This window comes from Caldimonas tepidiphila, assembly GCF_003569765.1.
Lineage (GTDB): Bacteria > Pseudomonadota > Gammaproteobacteria > Burkholderiales > Burkholderiaceae_C > Caldimonas > Caldimonas tepidiphila.
The window spans coordinates 41,130-57,794 of record NZ_KZ983959.1; the positions used below are offsets into that span (position 1 = coordinate 41,130).

Annotated in this window: 12 protein-coding genes and 1 tRNA gene; 6 read left to right on the forward strand and 7 right to left on the reverse strand. The window is 73.9% G+C overall.

Annotated features, from left to right (window positions below):
- Nucleotides 1-46 precede the first annotated feature (46 nt).
- Nucleotides 47-418: a YraN family protein gene (locus D3A59_RS01485; protein ID WP_119153166.1), complete on the reverse strand. Its 372-nt coding sequence runs from the start codon at nucleotides 416-418 to the stop codon at nucleotides 47-49.
- On the opposite strand from D3A59_RS01485, the gene rsmI reads away from it, so the two are divergent.
- The 3 genes from rsmI (at nucleotide 411) to D3A59_RS01500 (ending at nucleotide 4,200) form a co-directional block, all read left to right on the forward strand.
- Complete coding sequence (gene rsmI / locus D3A59_RS01490) at nucleotides 411-1,352, forward strand: 16S rRNA (cytidine(1402)-2'-O)-methyltransferase (RefSeq protein ID WP_240635882.1); 942 nt, start codon at nucleotides 411-413, stop codon at nucleotides 1,350-1,352. The two genes, D3A59_RS01485 and rsmI, sit on opposite strands and share 8 nt — an antisense overlap.
- A 164-nt stretch (nucleotides 1,353-1,516) precedes the next feature.
- Nucleotides 1,517-3,205 carry a cation:proton antiporter gene (locus D3A59_RS01495; protein ID WP_119153167.1) on the forward strand — a complete coding sequence of 563 codons (1,689 nt, stop codon included), beginning with the start codon at nucleotides 1,517-1,519 and terminating at the stop codon, nucleotides 3,203-3,205.
- Nucleotides 3,202-4,200, forward strand: coding sequence for a universal stress protein (locus D3A59_RS01500; protein WP_119153168.1), 999 nt, complete (start codon nucleotides 3,202-3,204; stop codon nucleotides 4,198-4,200). Before D3A59_RS01495 ends, D3A59_RS01500 begins: the two co-directional genes overlap by 4 nt.
- A 12-nt stretch (nucleotides 4,201-4,212) precedes the next feature.
- On the opposite strand, the gene D3A59_RS01505 is transcribed toward D3A59_RS01500, so the two are convergent.
- The gene (locus D3A59_RS01505; protein WP_157991347.1) at nucleotides 4,213-5,094 is read right to left on the reverse strand and encodes a septal ring lytic transglycosylase RlpA family protein; all 882 of its coding nucleotides are present in this window, start codon (nucleotides 5,092-5,094) and stop codon (nucleotides 4,213-4,215) included.
- A 356-nt stretch (nucleotides 5,095-5,450) separates the two neighbouring features.
- Between D3A59_RS01505 and D3A59_RS01510 the strand changes: the two genes are divergently transcribed.
- Both D3A59_RS01510 and D3A59_RS01515 read left to right on the forward strand, forming a co-directional pair.
- Nucleotides 5,451-5,972, forward strand: coding sequence for a YfiR family protein (locus D3A59_RS01510; protein WP_119153170.1), 522 nt, complete (start codon nucleotides 5,451-5,453; stop codon nucleotides 5,970-5,972).
- A 67-nt stretch (nucleotides 5,973-6,039) separates the two neighbouring features.
- A complete protein-coding gene (locus D3A59_RS01515; protein WP_170162267.1) occupies nucleotides 6,040-7,851 on the forward strand; it encodes a putative bifunctional diguanylate cyclase/phosphodiesterase in 1,812 nt (603 codons plus the stop codon).
- A 261-nt stretch (nucleotides 7,852-8,112) separates the two neighbouring features.
- On the opposite strand, the gene D3A59_RS01520 is transcribed toward D3A59_RS01515, so the two are convergent.
- The 4 genes from D3A59_RS01520 to D3A59_RS01535 all read right to left on the reverse strand — a co-directional run bounded on the left by D3A59_RS01520 (nucleotide 8,113) and on the right by D3A59_RS01535 (nucleotide 14,036).
- Nucleotides 8,113-9,054, reverse strand: coding sequence for a hypothetical protein (locus D3A59_RS01520; protein WP_119153172.1), 942 nt, complete (start codon nucleotides 9,052-9,054; stop codon nucleotides 8,113-8,115).
- 179 nt (nucleotides 9,055-9,233) lie between these two features.
- On the reverse strand, nucleotides 9,234-11,465 hold the full coding sequence (locus D3A59_RS01525; RefSeq protein WP_170162268.1) for a hybrid sensor histidine kinase/response regulator: 2,232 nt from the start codon (nucleotides 11,463-11,465) through the stop codon (nucleotides 9,234-9,236).
- Between the two features lie 13 nt (nucleotides 11,466-11,478).
- The gene (locus D3A59_RS01530) at nucleotides 11,479-13,635 is read right to left on the reverse strand and encodes a PAS domain-containing hybrid sensor histidine kinase/response regulator (RefSeq protein ID WP_119153174.1); all 2,157 of its coding nucleotides are present in this window, start codon (nucleotides 13,633-13,635) and stop codon (nucleotides 11,479-11,481) included.
- 325 nt (nucleotides 13,636-13,960) lie between these two features.
- Nucleotides 13,961-14,036, reverse strand: a tRNA-Arg gene (locus D3A59_RS01535).
- 147 nt (nucleotides 14,037-14,183) lie between these two features.
- Between D3A59_RS01535 and D3A59_RS01540 the strand changes: the two genes are divergently transcribed.
- On the forward strand, nucleotides 14,184-15,062 hold the full coding sequence (locus D3A59_RS01540) for a c-type cytochrome (protein WP_119153175.1): 879 nt from the start codon (nucleotides 14,184-14,186) through the stop codon (nucleotides 15,060-15,062).
- Nucleotides 15,063-15,098: 36 nt separating this feature from the next.
- On the opposite strand, the gene D3A59_RS01545 is transcribed toward D3A59_RS01540, so the two are convergent.
- Complete coding sequence (locus D3A59_RS01545; RefSeq protein ID WP_119153176.1) at nucleotides 15,099-16,619, reverse strand: diguanylate cyclase domain-containing protein; 1,521 nt, start codon at nucleotides 16,617-16,619, stop codon at nucleotides 15,099-15,101.
- Nucleotides 16,620-16,665: the final 46 nt, after the last annotated feature.

The following is a 16,665-nucleotide window of genomic DNA, read 5'->3' on the forward strand; positions in this document are numbered from 1 at the left end:
GGGATGATAAGTCAGCCCCGCCCGGCCCCCGCCGCACCGCAGCCCTTCAGTCGGCCGTGAAGGCCGCGCGCAGCCACTCGAGCCGCTCGCCGTCGATCGCGACGACGTCGAAGCGGCAGGGCGGCGGCGCGGCGAAGCGCAGCAGGAAGCAGCGTGCGGCATGGATCAGCCGGCGCTGCTTGTGCAGGCCGACGCTCGCGGCCGCGCCGCCGTGGCTCGTGCGGCTGCGGCAGCGCACCTCGACGAAGACCAGCGTGCCGTCGCGCTCGCGCATCACCAGGTCCACCTCGCCGGCCCGCGCGCCGGGCCCCGCGGCGACGCGATAATTGCGCTGCACCAGCCTCAAGCCCGCGCGCTGCAGGTACGTCAGCGCGCGATCCTCCCCCGCCTCACCGAGCTGCCTTGTCGTCGTGACCATCCCCGAGGCCCCCTCCTCCCTGCTGCTGCGCGCCGCCGCGCAGGCCGCTGCCGGCCAGCACCATCCCGCCTCCGCACTCTACGTGGTGGCCACGCCGATCGGCAACCTCGCCGACATCACGCTGCGCGCGCTGCACGTGCTGTCGCTGGTCGATGCGGTGGCCTGCGAGGACACGCGCCACAGCGCGGCGCTGCTGCGCCACTACGGCCTGCACAAGCCGCTGCTGGCGCTGCACGAGCACAACGAGCGCGAGGCGGCACAGCAGGTGCTGGCGCGGCTGGCCGCCGGCGAGCGCGTCGCCTTCGTCAGCGACGCCGGCACGCCTGCGGTCAGCGACCCCGGCGCGCGGCTGGTCGCGATGGCACATGCCGCGGGCCACGCGGTGGTGCCGCTGCCGGGCGCGAGCGCGGCGCTCGCAGCGCTGAGCGTCGCGGGCGACGTGCAGAGCGGCGGCTTCCAGTTCGTCGGCTTCCTGCCGCCCAAGGCGCGCGAGCTCGAGGCCGCGCTGCGCGAGATCGCCGCGCGCCCCGTGGCACAGATCCTGTTCGAGGCCCCCCACCGCATCGAGGCGCTCGCCGCCGCGCTGGCGCAGGTCTGCCCGGCGCGAGCGCTCACCGTCTGCCGCGAGCTCACGAAGCAGTTCGAGACCGTCGCGGCGATGGCCGCGGGGGAGCTCGCCGCGTGGCTGGCCGCCGACGCGCAGCGCCGCCGCGGCGAGTTCGTGCTGGTGCTGCACGGGCAGCCGGTGGCGGCCGAGGCGCCGCTGGTGCGTGCCGAGCCGGCGCTGCGCGCGCTGCTTGCGGCGCTGCCGCTGAAGCAGGCGGTGGCGCTGGCGGCCGAGCTCAGCGGCGCGCCGCGCAACGCGCTCTACGAGCGCGCGCTGGAACTGCGGCGCGAGAGCAACGAAAGCGAGGACCAGGGCGCGGACGGCTGAGCGCGCCGTGCCGCGCCCTTGACCCGCGTCAACATATCCGCGTCCGCGCCAGCCTCTTGAGGCGGCCGCGGCGCGAGCCCTGTTAGCCTTTGGGCTCCCCGTGCGGCCGGCGACGGGACGGCGGGGATGCCGCCCGGCGGCCGGCCCGGAAGTGCCGCCCGCCCATGGACGTCTACCAGGAATTCGCCCTGCTGCTGCTGCTCGGCGCCGCCTTCGGCCTCGCCGCGCTGCGCCTGCGCCAGCCGCTGATCCTCGCCTACATCCTGCTGGGCCTGCTGGTGAGCCCGGCGGTGCTCGGCTGGGTGAGCGCGCACCACCAGATCGACCTGCTGGCGCAGATCGGCATCACGGTGCTGCTGTTCGTCGTCGGGCTGAAGCTCGACCTGCAGCTGGTGCGCAACCTCGGGCCGGTGGCGCTCGCCACCGGGCTCGGCCAGCTGTTCTTCACGATCGTGATCGGCTTCGCGCTCGCGCTCGCCTTCGGCATGGAGACGCTCACGGCGTTCTACGTCGCGGTGGCGCTGACCTTCTCGAGCACGATCATCATCGTCAAGCTGCTGTCGGACAAGCGCGAGATCGACGCGCTGCACGGCCGCATCGCGATGGGCTTCCTGATCGTGCAGGACCTCGCGGTGGTGATCGCGATGATGGTGCTGGGCAGCCAGCGCGCGGGCGGCGACGGCGCCTGGTGGCTCGCGCTGGCCGGGATCGCGCTGAAGGTGGGGCTGGCGCTGGCCGTCGTGGCGCTGCTGATGCGCCACGTGCTGCCGCGGCTGATGCCGCGCATCGCCGCGTCGCAGGAGCTGCTGCTGCTGTTCGCGGTGGCCTGGGGCACCGGCTTCGCCGCGGCGGGCGAGTCGCTCGGCTTCAGCAAGGAGATCGGCGCCTTCCTCGCCGGCTTCTCGCTCGCCTCCAATCCCTTCCGCGAGGCGCTGAGCAGCCGGCTCACGCCGCTGCGCGACTTCCTGCTGCTGTTCTTCTTCATCGACCTCGGCGCGCGGCTGGACCTGTCGGCGCTCGGCTCGCAGCTGCCCGAGGCGCTGGCGCTGTCGCTGTTCGTGCTGGTCGGCAACCCGCTGATCGTGATGGCGATCATGGGCTGGATGGGCTATCGCAAGCGCACCGGCTTCCTCGCCGGCCTCACGGTGGCGCAGATCAGCGAGTTCTCGATCATCTTCGTCGCGATGGGCATCGGGCTCGGGCATGTCGGCCCCGAGGCCCTGAGCCTCGTGACGCTGGTGGGCCTGGTGACGATCGGGCTGTCCACCTACATGATCCTGTACTCGCAGGCGCTGTACGAGCGGCTGCGGCCGTGGCTCGGCGTCTTCGAGCGGCGCCGGCCGGTGCGCGAGATGGCGCTCGAGGGCGGGCCGCCGCCGCAGGCGCCGCAGGTGCTGCTGTTCGGCGTCGGCCGCTACGGCGAACGCCTCGCGCAGCGGCTGGCCGAGGCGGGCGTGCCACTGCTGGCGGTCGACTCGGACCCGGAGGTGATCCGGGGCGCGCGCCGCGCCGGGCTGCCGCTGGTCTTCGGCGACGTCGAGGACAGCGAGTTCCTCGACACGCTGCCGCTGCGCGAGGTGCGCTGGGTCGTCAGCACGCTGGCGCATGCGGAGCTGAACATCGAGCTGGCCCGCGCGCTGCAGGCGCGCGGCAGCACGGCGGCCTTCGCGGCCACCGCCCATACCGAGGCGAACGCGCAGCGCCTGCAGCACTGCGGCATCGCGCATGTGCTCACGCCCTACCGGGACGCGGCCGACCTCGCGGCGGCGCGGCTGTGCCGCGAGCTGCGCGCGGACGCCGGGAAGGCGCCCCCGCCCGAGCGCCGCGACGACAGACAGGAGGTGTCCGCATGAACCCGATCCCCCCCGCCGCGCCGGCGGCGGAAAGCGCCGCCCCCGCCCCTTCCGGGACCGCCGCGGAGCAGGCGCACCGCGGCGCTGCCGCAGGGCTGCGCCGGCTGCTGGTGGCCACGGATTTCTCCGCCGCGGGCGAGCGCGCGGTGCGCCGCGCCGCGATGCTGGCGCGCGCGCAGGACGCGGCGCTGGAGCTGCTGCACGTGCACGAGCCGCCGCTGCCCGGCAGCGTGTGGCGCTCGCTGCAGCCGCTGCTGGCCGACCTCGGGCTCGCCGGCGACGACGCGGCGCTGGGCTCGCGCAGCCGCGCGCGGCTGCAGGCGCAGTGCGAGGCGCTGCGGCAGGAGTTCGGCATCGCCGTCGGCGCGCAGCTGCGCGAGGGCCGCGCGGCCGAGACGATCGCGGCGCGCGCGCGCGAGTGCGGCGCGCAGCTCGTCGTCGTCGGCGCCCACGGCGAGCATGCGCTGCCGCAGATGCTGCTCGGCACCACCGCCGAGCAGCTGCTGCGCGTGCTCGAGACCGACCTGCTGCTGGTGCGCGCCGAGCCAGCCGAGGGCTATGCACGCCTGCTGCTGCCGACCGACCTGTCGGCGCAGGCGCTCGCGGCCGCGCGCCGGCTGCGGCAGCTCTTCCCCGCGGCGGCGAGCTGCCTGCTGCACGCCTACGAGCTGCCGCACGAGAGCAAGCTGCGCTACGCGGGGGTGGAGACGGCGCAGCTCGAGGCCTGGTGCGCGCGCGCCGAGGCGGCGCTGCAGCTCGAGCTCGGCGCCTTCGCCCGCAGTGCCGGCTTCAGCGACCTGCCCGGCAGCTGCCGCGTCGTGCACGGCCACGCGCCGCGCGTGATCGCACAGCAGGCGCAGCGCATGCAGGCCGACCTGATCGCGCTGTCGGCGGGCGAGAAGTCGGCGCTCGAGCGCGTGGTGCTCGGCAGCGTGAGCCTGCAGATGGCGATGGACGCGCCCTGCGACGTCTGGGTGGTGCGGGAAGCGGCGTGAGCGGGCGGCCGCTCAGCGCTGGCGCACCACCATCGGCGTCAGGTGCAGCCCATCGCGCGCCTGGCGCGCGGCCACCGCCGCCTCCTGGTGCGTGCGGTAGGGGCCGGCCTGCAGCTTGAACAGCTTCCCGTCGTTGAACAGCTTCAGCCGTGTCGCGAGCGTGCCACTCTGACCGGCCAGCTGGCGCTGGAAGCGCTCGGCGCCGTCGCGCTGCTGGAAGGCGCCGAACTGCAGCCAGTAGCCGGGCGACGGTGCCTGCGCCGACGCGGTGGTCCTGGCAGGCTGCGCGGCGACGGGCACCACCGGCTGGTAGTCGGGCGGCGGGGAAGCCGGCACCGGGAACGAGGTCGCCACCGCCGGGTCATCGCGGCGCCATGCGCCGGCGCGGATCGACTCGTTCGTGAGCCGCTCGATCTCGACGATCGCGCTGCCCCCGCCGAGGAGGCCGAGCTGCTGCGCGGCGCTGTAGCTCAGGTCGATGACGCGGTCGCTGTGGAAGGGGCCGCGGTCGTTGATGCGCACGATCACCTCGCGCCCGCTCGCGACGTGCCGCACGCGCGCGTAGCTCGGGATCGGCATCGTCGGGTGCGCCGCCGTCATCTTGTACATGTCGTAGGGCTCGCCGCTGCTGGTGCGCCGGCCCTGGAACTTGTTGCCGTACCAGGAGGCGACGCCGCGCTGGCGGAACTCGGGATCGCCGGTGAGCGGCACGTAGCTGCGGCCCAGCACGGTGTAGGGGTTGTTCGCCCCCGGTGTCGGGGACTCGACGCGCGGCACGGCACCCGGGATCGGGGCGGCATGGCTCGCTGCCGGCAGGGCCACGCTGCCCATGCCGTGATCGCCGCGCGCCAGCGTGGCCGGGGGCTCGTCCAGATCGAGCGGCGCCTCGGACACGGGAGGCGCAGAGGCGCAGCCGGCAAGGAAGAGCACCGCCGGCGCCAGCAACCACCCCCTGTGGTCCCTGCGCGCCCGCCCGAGGCTTGGAGATACACCGAACATGAGAACACCCTGCATCAATGACGAGTCCGCTGCGCACGATAGCGCAATGAAAGTGAAAAATTAAGAATCCAGCAGTTACTCTTATACACTTTTTATTACATTAGGCCCTGCTCCCTATCCCGCAGCCGCAGTGTGATCCCGCCCGCTCCGATGCCGATGCCCCGTCCGTCCTGCTGCTGCACCGCTGCCGCTCACGCTGCGAGCGCGACCGCCACCGGGCCTGTCCCGCCCCGCTTCCTGACGCACGGGTGATGAAGAACGTCCTGTCGCGCACGGCGCTGGCCCTCGTGCTCCCGCTGCTCGCCTGCCTGCCCGCGGCGGGCAGCCCCGCCGGCGAGGCCGTGCTGAAGGCGCAGGTGCTGCAGCGCGTGCTGCTGTTCGTGAAATGGCCGCCGAAGCTGCTGGCGTCCGGACAGGCGCTCGAACTGTGCCTGCTCGACGAGACGCCGCTCGCCGCGGCCCTCGGCGCTCCGGGGAACCGGCCGCCGCCGGGACTGGCGCTGCGCACGCGCTCCGTCTCGCTCGACGAGCTGGGGGGCTGCCACGCGCTCTATCTGGGCGGCCAGACCGCCGCGATGGCGACGCTGCCGCGACGCCCCGGGCTGCTGCTGATCGGAGACACGCAGGGCCTGCTCGAGCGCGGCGTGATGCTCAACCTGCTGACCGAGCAGGGCCAGGTCGCCTTCGACGTCGGCTTGCAGGCGGCGCGCGCAGCCGGCCTGGAAATCAGCCCGCAACTGCTGCGCCTCGCGCGCCGCGTGAAGGATGCATGAGGTCGCGGCCCTCCCTCCCCGCCCGCGGCATCGCCAGCGGTACGCGGCCCTGCTCTTCATTGCCGTGATGCTGTCGTGGGCCGGCGTGATGGCGGCGCTGCAGTACCTCTCGCTGGCGCAGCGCTTCTCGGCCGAGCTCGCCACGCAGGCGCGCATCGTCGGGCAGGGCGCCACCGCGGCGCTAGTGTTCGAGGATGCGCGCGAGGCGGCGCAGTTGCTGGCGGTGCTGGCCGCCGCGCCCCAGGTGCATTCGGCCCGGCTGCTGCACGACGACGGCCGCCTGGTCGCGCAATACGAGCGCGAGGACCGCAAGGACTGGGTGTCGGCGCTGGCCGGGCTGGAGACCGTCGCGCAGCCGGTGCGCATCGACCAGCGCCAGGTCGGCTGGCTGGTGCTCGAAGGCAGCCGCGACGCGGTGCTGCGCGACGTGGCGAAGTTCTCGGCCGGCGGCCTGGGCATCATGGCCGCGGCGATGGTGCTGCTGCGCTTCGCCTCGCGGGGCCTGCGCGCGAGCGTGCGCGCGGCCGAGGAGCACACGCGCCACATGGCGCTGCACGACGCGCTGACGGGCCTGCCCAACCGCGCCGCCTTCCACCACGCGCTGGAGCAGGCGGTGGCCCCGGGGGCGCGCGCTCACGCGCTGCTGTTCATCGACCTCGACAACTTCAAGCAGATCAACGACACCCACGGGCACCCGGGCGGGGACCGCGTGCTGCGCGTGGTGGCGCAGCGGCTGCGCGAGCGCGTCGCCCCCGGCGGCATCGTGGCCCGGCTCGGCGGCGACGAGTTCGCGCTGCTGCTCGACGCCGGCGACCAGCCGCTCGATGCGGCCGGCCGCATCGCCGAGGACCTGGTGCGGCGGATTCCCGAGCCGATCGACTTCGAGGGGCGGCGCCTGAGGGTGAGCGTGTCGGTCGGCGTCGCGCTGCTGCCGCACGACGCCGCCACGGCCGACGATGCGATGCAGTGCGCCGACGCCGCCATGTACCTCGCCAAGCGCGAGGGCAAGGACGCCTGGCGCCTGTACTCGCCCGCGCTCGGCGACGAGATCCGCGCCCGCCTGTCGCTCGAGGCGGACCTGCGCGCTGCGATCGAGGCGCGGCAGCTGCACCTGCACTACCAGCGCATCTTCGATGCGGGCGGGCGCGTCGTCTCGATGGAGGCGCTGCTGCGCTGGCAGCACCCGGTGCGCGGCACGGTGATGCCAAGCCGCTTCATCGAGCTGGCCGAGTCGAGCGGGCTGATCGCCGAGCTCGGCCTCGCGGCCCTCCACTGCGTGCGGCGCGACCTCGACGCGGCGCGGCGCGCGGGCGTGCCGCTGCCGCGCATCGCGCTCAACCTGTCCTCGCACCAGTTCCGGCGCACCGCCCATCGCCAGCGCTTCCTCGCGGCACTCGACGAGCTCGCGCTGACGCCCGCGCAGCTCGAGTTCGAGCTCACCGAGACCGCGGTGTTCGAGGACATCAGCCAGCCCGGCTCGATCCTGCGCGCGCTGCGCGAGCGCGGCTACGCGCTGGCGATCGACGACTTCGGCACCGGCTACAGCTCGCTGAGCTACCTGCGGCGCCTGCAGTGCAGCAAGCTGAAGATCGACCAGAGCTTCATCCGCGACCTCGGCAGCAGCGAGGAGGCGGTGGCGATGGTGCAGTCGATGATCGATGTCGCGCACGCGCTGCACATGCAGGTCGTCGCCGAGGGCGTGGAGACCGAGGCGATGCGCGCGCGGCTCGTGCAGATGGGCTGCGAGCTGATGCAGGGCTTCCTGCTGTCGCGCCCGCAGCCGGTCGAGGCGCTGCTGGAGCCGTGTCTCCGGGACGCGCCGCCGCTGCCGCCCGCCCCGGCCGGCGTGCCGCGGGACGCCGCGCTCCCGGCCTCCTGAGCTTGCCGCCCGGGTCTCGCCTCACCCGGACTCGTCTTCCTCGCACAGGAGCAGTTGCGCGTGGCGCAGGATCAGGGCGACGACCACGACCGTTCCGACGACGATTCCGAGCAGGGTCAGCATGGCTTCCTTGTAGCAAGGGGGCGGCGCACCGCCATCCTTCGCCTGGGTGCCGCCGCCCCCGGGGCCGGGCACCGGTCGCGCACCAGCCGGGCAGGCCGTGACGGCGCGCACGTCCTGTCCACCTGCCCTGCGGCCCCCTCAAGGATCGGGCGAGCGGCCCGGGCCTGCCGCGTCGAAGCCGAGCGCCTCCTGCCAGCGGGCATGCGGCGGATCCGTCGCGCCGGCCGCCTCGGTCCAGCCGAGCGTGGCGCGGGTACAGCGCTGCTGGCCGGGCACGCCACCCTGCATGCAGCTGAGCGCCGCCGCGGCGACGAACTCCGCCGCCGCATCCTCGCGCCGGCCGGCGGCGAGCAGCGCACGCGCGAGCGCGAGGCGCAGGTCGGCGACGCGCTGCGCCGGGACCTGCCCGGACGCGTCGCCCCCCTCCTGCGCCAGCGCGCGCCTCAGCACCCAGCTTTCGGCGCGGCGCGAGGCCTCGATCATGCGCTGGCTCGCGAGCTGCGCGTCCAGCCCCGCGACCGGTGCCTCGATGCGCCGCGCGTAGAAGTCGGCGAGCGCGGTCTCCAGCGCCTCGCCCTCGCGCAGGCCCGCGGCGGCGAGCCGCGAGGACGCCTCGTCGGGCGAGCCCTCTGATTCGCGCCGCGCATGGGCGAGCTCGACCGTGCGGCGCGCGGTGGCGATGAACTCCTCGCCGAGGGCCACCCGACCGAGCTGGACCAGCGTCATGCCGTACTCGGCCTGCAGGCGCAGGCCGTCGACATAGGCCTGCAGCGGGGCGGCGCCCTCGTCGCGGCCGAGCATCTCGTCGTGCCCCTGCTCCAGCACCGCCAGCGCGGCCTCGAGATCCCCCTGCTCGCGCAGCCCGGCGCCGCGTGACGCGATCTCCTGGAGGCGCCGCGGGCGGCTCGCCTCGCCCCGTCCTGCGCCGGCGGGCCTCGCGTCGCCGGCGGCGCGCTCGACCGCCGCCACGGAGGGCGGCTCGGGCCCGTCCCCGGCTCCTGCGGCCGTCGGCAGGCAGGCAAGCAGCAGGAGCGCCGCGCCGAGGGCGGGGCCGAAGGGTCTGCGGGCAGGATGCGGCATGCGGGACCTCCGTCGACGAGCTGCGGCTCGGTCGGGTCCGTCCATGTTCGTCGAGCGCCTCCCGGCCTTCGATCCCCGGAAGCGGGGAGGAGGAACCCGGGCCTGCGCGACTGCGAGCCCCCCTCTGCCGGTGCACGGCCCGACATCCAGCAGCCGCTGCGCCGGGACTGCGCCTGCGGCTAGCCCCCCCCGGCGCGCAGCGACGCGAGCACCGACAGCAACCGCTCGGCGTCGACCGGCTTGGCGAGGTGCAGGTCGAAGCCCGCGTCGAGCGCCTGCTGCCGGTCCGACGCCTGCCCGTACCCGGTCAGCGCCAGCAGCGCGGCACCGACCCCGGCGGGATGCGCGCGCAGCCGCCGCGCCAGCTCGTAGCCGTCCATGCCGGGCAGGCCGATGTCGAGGATCGCCACATCGGGCACGAAGGCGTCGAGGGCCTGCAGCGCGGCCTCCGGATGGTGCTCGGTGCGGACCTCGTAGCCGTGCATGCCGAGCCAGGTCGCGAGCGAATCCGCCGCGTCGACGTTGTCGTCGACCACCAGGATGCGGCCTTCGCCGCGCACGGCAGCGGCAGGGTGCGGCGCGGCAGGCACTGCCGCCGGCTCGCTCGCCGCCGGCAGCGTCACCGTGAAGCAGCTGCCCCGCCCCGGCCCCTCGCTGTGCACGCCGACCTGCCCGCCGTGCAGCTCGACCAGGCTCCTGACGATCGCCAGGCCGAGCCCCAGCCCCTCGGAGGTGCGCTCGCCCTCGCGGGACGCCTGCGTGAAGAGGTCGAACACCCGCGGCAGGAACTCCTTCGGGATGCCGCGCCCGCTGTCGGTCACCCGCACCTCGACCCGCTCGCCGCCCGCCCGCACCTCGACCTCGACGCGCCCGTCGGGCGGCGTGAACTTGAAGGCGTTGACGAGCAGGTTGGAGACCACCTGCACGAGCCGGACCTCGTCGCCGCTGACGCGCGCGGGCACATCGGCGAGCCGCACCGACAGCCGCGGGGCGGCGGCGCCCGGCGCGGGCGCCGCCGCCTCCACGGCGCGCTCGACCACCGCGTTCAGGTCGAGCGGCGCCCTCTTGAGCTCGACGCGGCCGGAGGTGATGCGCGAGACGTCCAGCAGGTCGTCCACGAGCCGCGTCATCTGGGCGACCTGCCGGCGGATGAGGGCGCGCTGCGGCGCCGTCGCCGTGTCGCCCTTGCGCTCCATCACGTGCAGCGAGGTGACGATCGGCGCGAGCGGGTTGCGCAGCTCGTGCCCGAGGACCGCCAGGAACTCGTCCTTGGCGCGGCCGGCCGCCTCGGCACGCGCGAGCGCGGCCTCCGTCGCCTTCAGCAGCGCCTCCCGCTGCGCCTCGGAGGACTGGAGCTCCTTCAGCGCGGCGGCGAGGGCGGCGGCGACCTCGTCGATCTCCCGCACCCCCGAGCGCACCTCGGGCAGCGGCTCGCGGCGGCCGAGCGCGCGCGCCGCCTCGCGCAGGCTGGCCATCGGCCCGGTGACGCGCCGCGACGCAAGGAACGCCAGCGAGATGCAGAGCAGGCAGGAGACGAGGAGGCCGCCGGCGTGCAGCAGGGTCTGGCGCCGCAGGACCGCGCGCACCCGGGAGTCGGGCAGGCCGACCACCACGGACCAGCCGAACTCGCTGCGCCGGCTGAAGCCGGTGTGGACCGCCTCGCCCTCGACGGTGGTCGCGATGCCGGAGCCCTCGGGCGTCGCGCCCTGCATCAGGCGCTGCAGCGACGGCGTCGCGCGCGCCCCGACGCTCTCCTCGTGGGCCCGGGAGCGGGCCACGCGCAGACCGCTCTCGTCGTAGACGGCCACGGTCCAGTCCTCGGCGATGCCCTGGCGCACGAGCACCGCGTGGATCGCGGCGGGATCGACCGGGACGCTCAGCACGTAGCGCACCTTGCCGTCGCGCAGCACCGGCACGCGGACCGTGAAGGCCCACCTGCCGCGGAAGGTCCGCACCCCGCCGACGACCGGCGCCCCGGTCGCCACCGTGCGCTGGAAGCTCGGCGGATCGACGATGTCGATCGGCGGCGGGGGAAAGGGAAAGCCGGTGTTGAAGACGCGGTGCATGCCCGCGTCGGTCAGCGAGACGCTGCGCCAGTGCGGCTGGCGCTGCGCGAGCCGCCGGCAGCGCTCGTAGAACGCCTGCAGCTCGCCGCGCTCCAGTTCCGGGGACTGCGCCAGGACCTCGAGGACCGCGATGGTGCGCCGCAGCTCCGCATCCACCGAATGGATCAGGATCCGGGACAGTTCCATCGCCGTCAGCCGGGTCTCGGCGCGGCGCTCCGCGGCGATCTCGGCGATCGCCAGCGCCGCCACGAGGGCGAAGGGCAGCAGGGCCGCCGCGGCGAGCCAGAACAGCCGGTAGCGCAGCGACGGGACAGCGCCCCCGGGATGGCGGAGGCGGCTCGGCAAGGCGACCATGCGCTCAGCCCGGCCGCCAGCCCCTGAGGCTCGAGACGACGGCGAGCAGCTCGGCGGGCTCGACCGGCTTGGCCACGTGCATCTGGAAGCCGTGCGACAGCGCGCGCAGCCGGTCCTCGACGCGCGCGTAGGCGGTCAGCGCGATGGCCGGCACCGGCGCGCGGCCCGCGGCGCGCTCGCGCCGGCGCAGCTCCTGGATGAACTCGTAGCCGTCGCGCCCGGGCATGCCGATGTCGCTGATGACGACGCCCGGCTCCAGCCCCTCGGCCAGCGACAGCCCCTCGTCGGCCGAGGCCGCGGCCGCCACGCTTGCGCCGCTGCTCTCGAGCACCGAGGCCAGCAGTGTGCGTGCGTCGTCGTCGTCCTCCACCAGCAGCACCGTGCAGCCCTCGAGGCCGTAGCGCTCCATCTCCTCGGCGCCGAGCGTGCTGAGCGCGCGCGGGTTCACGCGCGGCTCGGACGAACTCTGCGGCGCCTGCACCGGCGCCAGCGGCAGGCACACGGTGAACACCGCGCCGCGGCCCGCGCCCTCGCTGTGCGCGGTGACGGTGCCGCCGTGCATCTCCACGAGCTGGCGCACGATCGCCAGCCCCAGCCCCAGCCCGCCGTGCTCACGCGTGGTGGAGGCGTCCACCTGGGTGAATCGCTCGAAGATGTGCGGCAGGAACTGCGGCTCGATTCCCGCGCCCGTGTCGCGCACCGCGAGCTCGACATGCGAGTTCACCCGCTCGACCGTCACCTGCACGCGTCCGCCCTTGGGCGTGAACTTCACCGCGTTGGCCACCAGGTTCCACACGATCTGCTGCAGCCGCTCCGGGTCGCCCGAGATGGGCCCGGCCTGCGGGTCCACCAGCAGCTGCAGCCGGATGTCCTTGGCGACCGCCGCGGGGCGCACCGCCTCCACCGCCGCCTCGATCGCCTGCGAGGGCGAGAACAGCTGCACGTTCAGCCGCAGCTTGCCGCTGACGATGCGCGAGATGTCGAGCAGGTCCTCGACGATCTGCGCCTGCGCGCGCGCATTGCGGTCGATCGTGGTGATCGCGCGCTGCACCATCTCCGGCCCGAGCCGCCCGCCGGCGAGCATCTTGGTCCAGCCGAGGATCGAGGTCAGCGGCGTGCGCAGCTCGTGCGAGACGGTGGCGAGGAACTGGTCCTTGAGCCGGTTGGCCTCGGCCGCCTCCTTGTAGAGCCGGTCCTTCTCCTGCGCCTCGCGCTCGGCGTGCAGCCGCGCCTGGTGGGCCGCCTCGAAGAGCTTGGCCTTGTTCACGCCGATGGCCGCCTGCGCCGCGAGCGCCTCCACCAGCCGCTCGTGCTCGGCGGTGAAGACACCCGTCGCCTCGTGGCCGAAGAAGAGCCCTCCGACCACCTCGCCGTCGCCGAGCTTGACCGGCACCGCCAGGTAGCTGCGCACCGGCAGGTGTCCGGACGGCATGCCGTGGTAGGGCGCCATCTGTCCGTAGCGCGGGTCGCGCTGCACGTCGTCGAGACGCACCGGGCCCTTGCCATGGAAGGTCGGCTCGAACACCTTGGTAGCGCGCGGCAGCGGGAAGTTGGAAAACCTCTCGCGCGGCACGCCCGACAGCACGTAGAGCGTGTAGCTCTCGCCCTTCGCGTCGATGAGGTTGTAGAAGAAGGCACCGAACTGCGCGCCGGTGAGCTGCGTCGCGGTGTCGGTGACGGCCTGCGCGATCTTCTCGACCTCGAGCTCCTGCAGGATCAGCAGGCCGATGCGGCGCATCGCCTCGCGCTCCGCCTCCTGCTGCTTCCTCGCGGCGATGCCCTGCACCTCGATGACGGTGCCCACCACGCGGCCGTCGCGGCGGATCGGGCTGGCGGTGAAGGCCACCGGGTAGAAGCTGCCGTCCTTGTGCACGAACACCTCCTCGCCGCGCTCCTGGTTGTTCTGCGGCGCGGCGCGATCGATCGGGCAGTCCTCGAGCGGGTAGGGCGAGCCGTCGGGGCGGTGGTGATGCACGAAGTCGTGCAGCGGACGGCCCTGCACCTCCGCGAGCGTGAAGCCGGTGAGCTGCTCCGCGGCACGGTTCATGTAGGCGCAGTGCTGGCGCTCGTCCATCACGAACAGCGCGACGGTCGCGTTCTCGCACACGTCCTGCAAAGGATTCAGCGGCGAATCAAGTCCCTCGGTCGGTAAAGCCTGCATCTTGGGTACGTCTGTGGCAGGAGCGGGAGCATGAGGGCTGCGGTCGCGTTCCCGGACTGTGCCGTGTCTTCCGCAGGGCACAGGCAGGCGAAAGCGAGGCTCGCGGCCTTCCGCTCCCGCGGCGCGGATCGAGCACCGGCGCCTTGCCACCGCCCGTTCGCCCCGGCTCCGGCCTCATGGATGCAATGCCGGAAAACATTGCCCCCTGCCGGGCGGCTTGCGCCGGACGACAGGAAACGAGGACTTTCAGGGAGTTTTCGGAGACCGGCGGCCCGGATGCGCGCGAAGGCGGCATGGCAGCGTCGATCCGCAAGGAATGGAAGGTTGGCGCGCCCGGCTGGGATCGAACCAGCAACCCCTGCCTTCGGAGGGCAGTACTCTATCCATTGAGCTACGGGCGCAACAGCACAGCCATTCTAGCAGGACAAATAGAAAAAACCCTCTGTTTTTGAGGGCCACTGCCTATAATCCGAAGTTTTGCGCCCGCCGATCCGGTAAAGGGTGTCACTTCTTCCGCCTCACTTACCACTCGCTGTCCGAGGAATTTCATGAGCGTTCAGTCCGATCTCAACCAGGAACACGACGGCCCGCACGAAGGCCCGATCAGGACCCCCAAGCAGTTGATGTGGGCGGTGATCTTCGCGTTCCTGATCCCGATCGTCGGCATCGGCCTGCTCGTGACCTACGTCGCCACGGGCCAGAAGTCGGGCGCGGGCAGCAACGCGCTCAGCGAGGAGGCGGTGGCGCTGCGCATCCAGCCGGTCGGCCACGTCGAGCTGCGCGACGCCTCGGGCCCCGCCGTAGTCCGCACCGGCGAAGAGGCCTTCAAGGTCCAGTGCGCCGCCTGCCACACCAGTGGCGCGGCCGGTGCACCGAAGGTGGGTGATGCCGGCGCCTGGGGCGCGCGCATCTCGCAGGGCTTCGAGACGCTGCTCGCCTCGGCACTGAAGGGCAAGGGCGCGATGCCGCCGCAGGCCGGCGGCGCGCTCAGCGACCACGAGGTCGCCCGCGCGGTGGTCTACATGGCCAACAACTCCGGCGGCAAGCTGGCCGAGCCGGCCGCCCCTGCCGGCGCCCCGGCCCCGGCCGCGCCCTCGCAGGCCGCGCCCCCGTCCCCGCCGCCCACCCAGCCCGCTGCCGCAGCGGCGCAACCCGCAGCGACGGCGCCCGCTGCACCGGCCGCGACGGCGAACGCCGGCGAAGCGCTGTACAAGCAGGCCTGCGCCGCCTGCCACACCGCCGGCGTGGCCGGCGCGCCGAAGCTCGGCGACAAGGCCGGCTGGGCGCCCCGCCTCGGCCAGGGCCTCGATGGCCTGAGCGCCAGCGCGATCAAGGGCAAGGGCGCGATGCCCCCGCGCGGCGCGAGCACCGCTTCCGATGCCGAGATCCGCGCCGCCGTCGAGTACATGATCGGCACCGTGAAGTAAGCAGGCGCTCGCCTCTCGCTCACGAAAGGCCGGCCCTCAGGGGCCGGCTTTTTTTCGTCCCGGCACACCCTCCGCGGGTGGCCTCGCCCCCGCGCCCGCCTCCCCTTGCACGGGGCGTATCTCGCCGACCCAGGCGTAGCCGTTGCGGCCGTTCTGCTTGACGTGGTAGAGCGCCTCGTCGGTGCGCATCAGCAGGCCCGCCATGTCGCAGCCGTCGTGCGGGAACAGCGCGATGCCGATGCTCGCGCCCACCTGCCCGCTGCCGCCCTCCAGGTCGAGCGGTTGGGACAGGCTGCGGATCAGGCGCAGGGCGACGTCGGCCGCCTGGGGCAGGCGCTCGACCCCGCGCAGCAGCACCGCGAACTCGTCGCCGCCGGTGCGCGCGACGAGGTGCGGCGCGCGCACCTCGTCGCGCATGCGCTGGGCGAGCTGGCGCAGCGCGGCATCGCCCGCGGGATGGCCGAGCCGGTCGTTGATCGCCTTGAAGCCGTCGAGGTCCACCAGCAGCAGCGCCCCGGGCGCCTCGTCGAGCCGCGCCCGCAGCAGCGCCTCGCCCAGCTGCTCCTGGAACATGCGGCGGTTGGGCAGCCGCGTCAGCGCGTCGTGGAAGGCCATGAAACGGATGCGGGCCCGGCTGCGCAGCGTCACATGCACCAGCAGCCCGGAGCCGATGCTCATCAGCGCGCCGAGCACCGCCAGCATCGCGGTTGGCTCGCTCCACTGCCGCCAGCCGGCCTCGGGACGCGCCGCCAGCTCCCATTCGCCGGTGCCCGGCAGCGACATGCGCAACGCCACGTGCGGCTGGCCGAACAGCGCCGCATCGCCCCACAGCACCGCGTCCCCACCCGCGGGCCCGCCGTGCAATGCCCGCATCGCGACGCGCAGGCCGACCTGGGCCGAGGCCTGCCGCAGGCGCTCGAAGAACTGCCGCGCGTCGATCAGCACCGCGACCGTGCCCCAGTAGCGATCCCGTTCGGACGCGCTGTGCGGCATCGCCAGGAACACCGGCGTGTAGGCGACGAGGACCTCGTCGTCGGGGCCCAGGGCCACCGGTCCGGTCGTGAGGCTTCGGCGGGACGCCCGCACGGCGGCCAGGGCGTCGAGGTGCCGCCGGGGATCGGCCTCGGCGGCCCCGGAGACGGGCTCGTCGATCGCGAAGGCCGGGACGGTGTTGCTGCCGCGGATCAGGGACACGCCGCGGATCAGCGCCTCGCCCTGCGTGAAACCCTCGGCGAGCTCCATGAACAGCGCCCGGTCGATGCCGCCGCGCAGCGCGATGATCCGCCCCAGGCCCTCGCTGAGCGCGAGCGCCGACGGCAGCCGCTGCATCAGCTGGGCCTGCAGCCCGTTGAGGCGCTCGCCGACCAGCACCTGCTGCTGGTGCAGCTCGGCGCGCCATTGCGCCTGCGTCGCGAGCGCCGTGAGCGAGAGCAGCAGCAGCCCCGCCAGCGTCGAGATCAGCCTGATGCCGGCCGGCGCCCGCAGCAGGTCCTGCCACGAGCGGGCGCCGTAGCGGCGTCCCGCGAACAGCAGGCGGCGCAAGCGGCCGAGCGGCATCGTGGATCCCCCTCCCAAGGAATCCCTACTCTAGCCAGCGCTTCAT

Bases quoted from the DNA above. Each gene is read 5' to 3' on its own strand.
- D3A59_RS01485 (WP_119153166.1), bottom strand. From the start codon at position 418: ATGGTCACGACGACAAGGCAGCTCGGTGAGGCGGGGGAGGATCGCGCG.
- D3A59_RS01495 (WP_119153167.1), top strand. From the start codon at position 1,517: ATGGACGTCTACCAGGAATTCGCCCTGCTGCTGCTGCTCGGCGCCGCC.
- D3A59_RS01500 (WP_119153168.1), top strand. From the start codon at position 3,202: ATGAACCCGATCCCCCCCGCCGCGCCGGCGGCGGAAAGCGCCGCCCCC.
- D3A59_RS01510 (WP_119153170.1), top strand. From the start codon at position 5,451: ATGAAGAACGTCCTGTCGCGCACGGCGCTGGCCCTCGTGCTCCCGCTG.
- D3A59_RS01515 (WP_170162267.1), top strand. From the start codon at position 6,040: ATGCTGTCGTGGGCCGGCGTGATGGCGGCGCTGCAGTACCTCTCGCTG.
- D3A59_RS01520 (WP_119153172.1), bottom strand. From the start codon at position 9,054: ATGCCGCATCCTGCCCGCAGACCCTTCGGCCCCGCCCTCGGCGCGGCG.
- D3A59_RS01530 (WP_119153174.1), bottom strand. From the start codon at position 13,635: ATGCAGGCTTTACCGACCGAGGGACTTGATTCGCCGCTGAATCCTTTG.
- D3A59_RS01540 (WP_119153175.1), top strand. From the start codon at position 14,184: ATGAGCGTTCAGTCCGATCTCAACCAGGAACACGACGGCCCGCACGAA.
- D3A59_RS01545 (WP_119153176.1), bottom strand. From the start codon at position 16,619: ATGCCGCTCGGCCGCTTGCGCCGCCTGCTGTTCGCGGGACGCCGCTAC.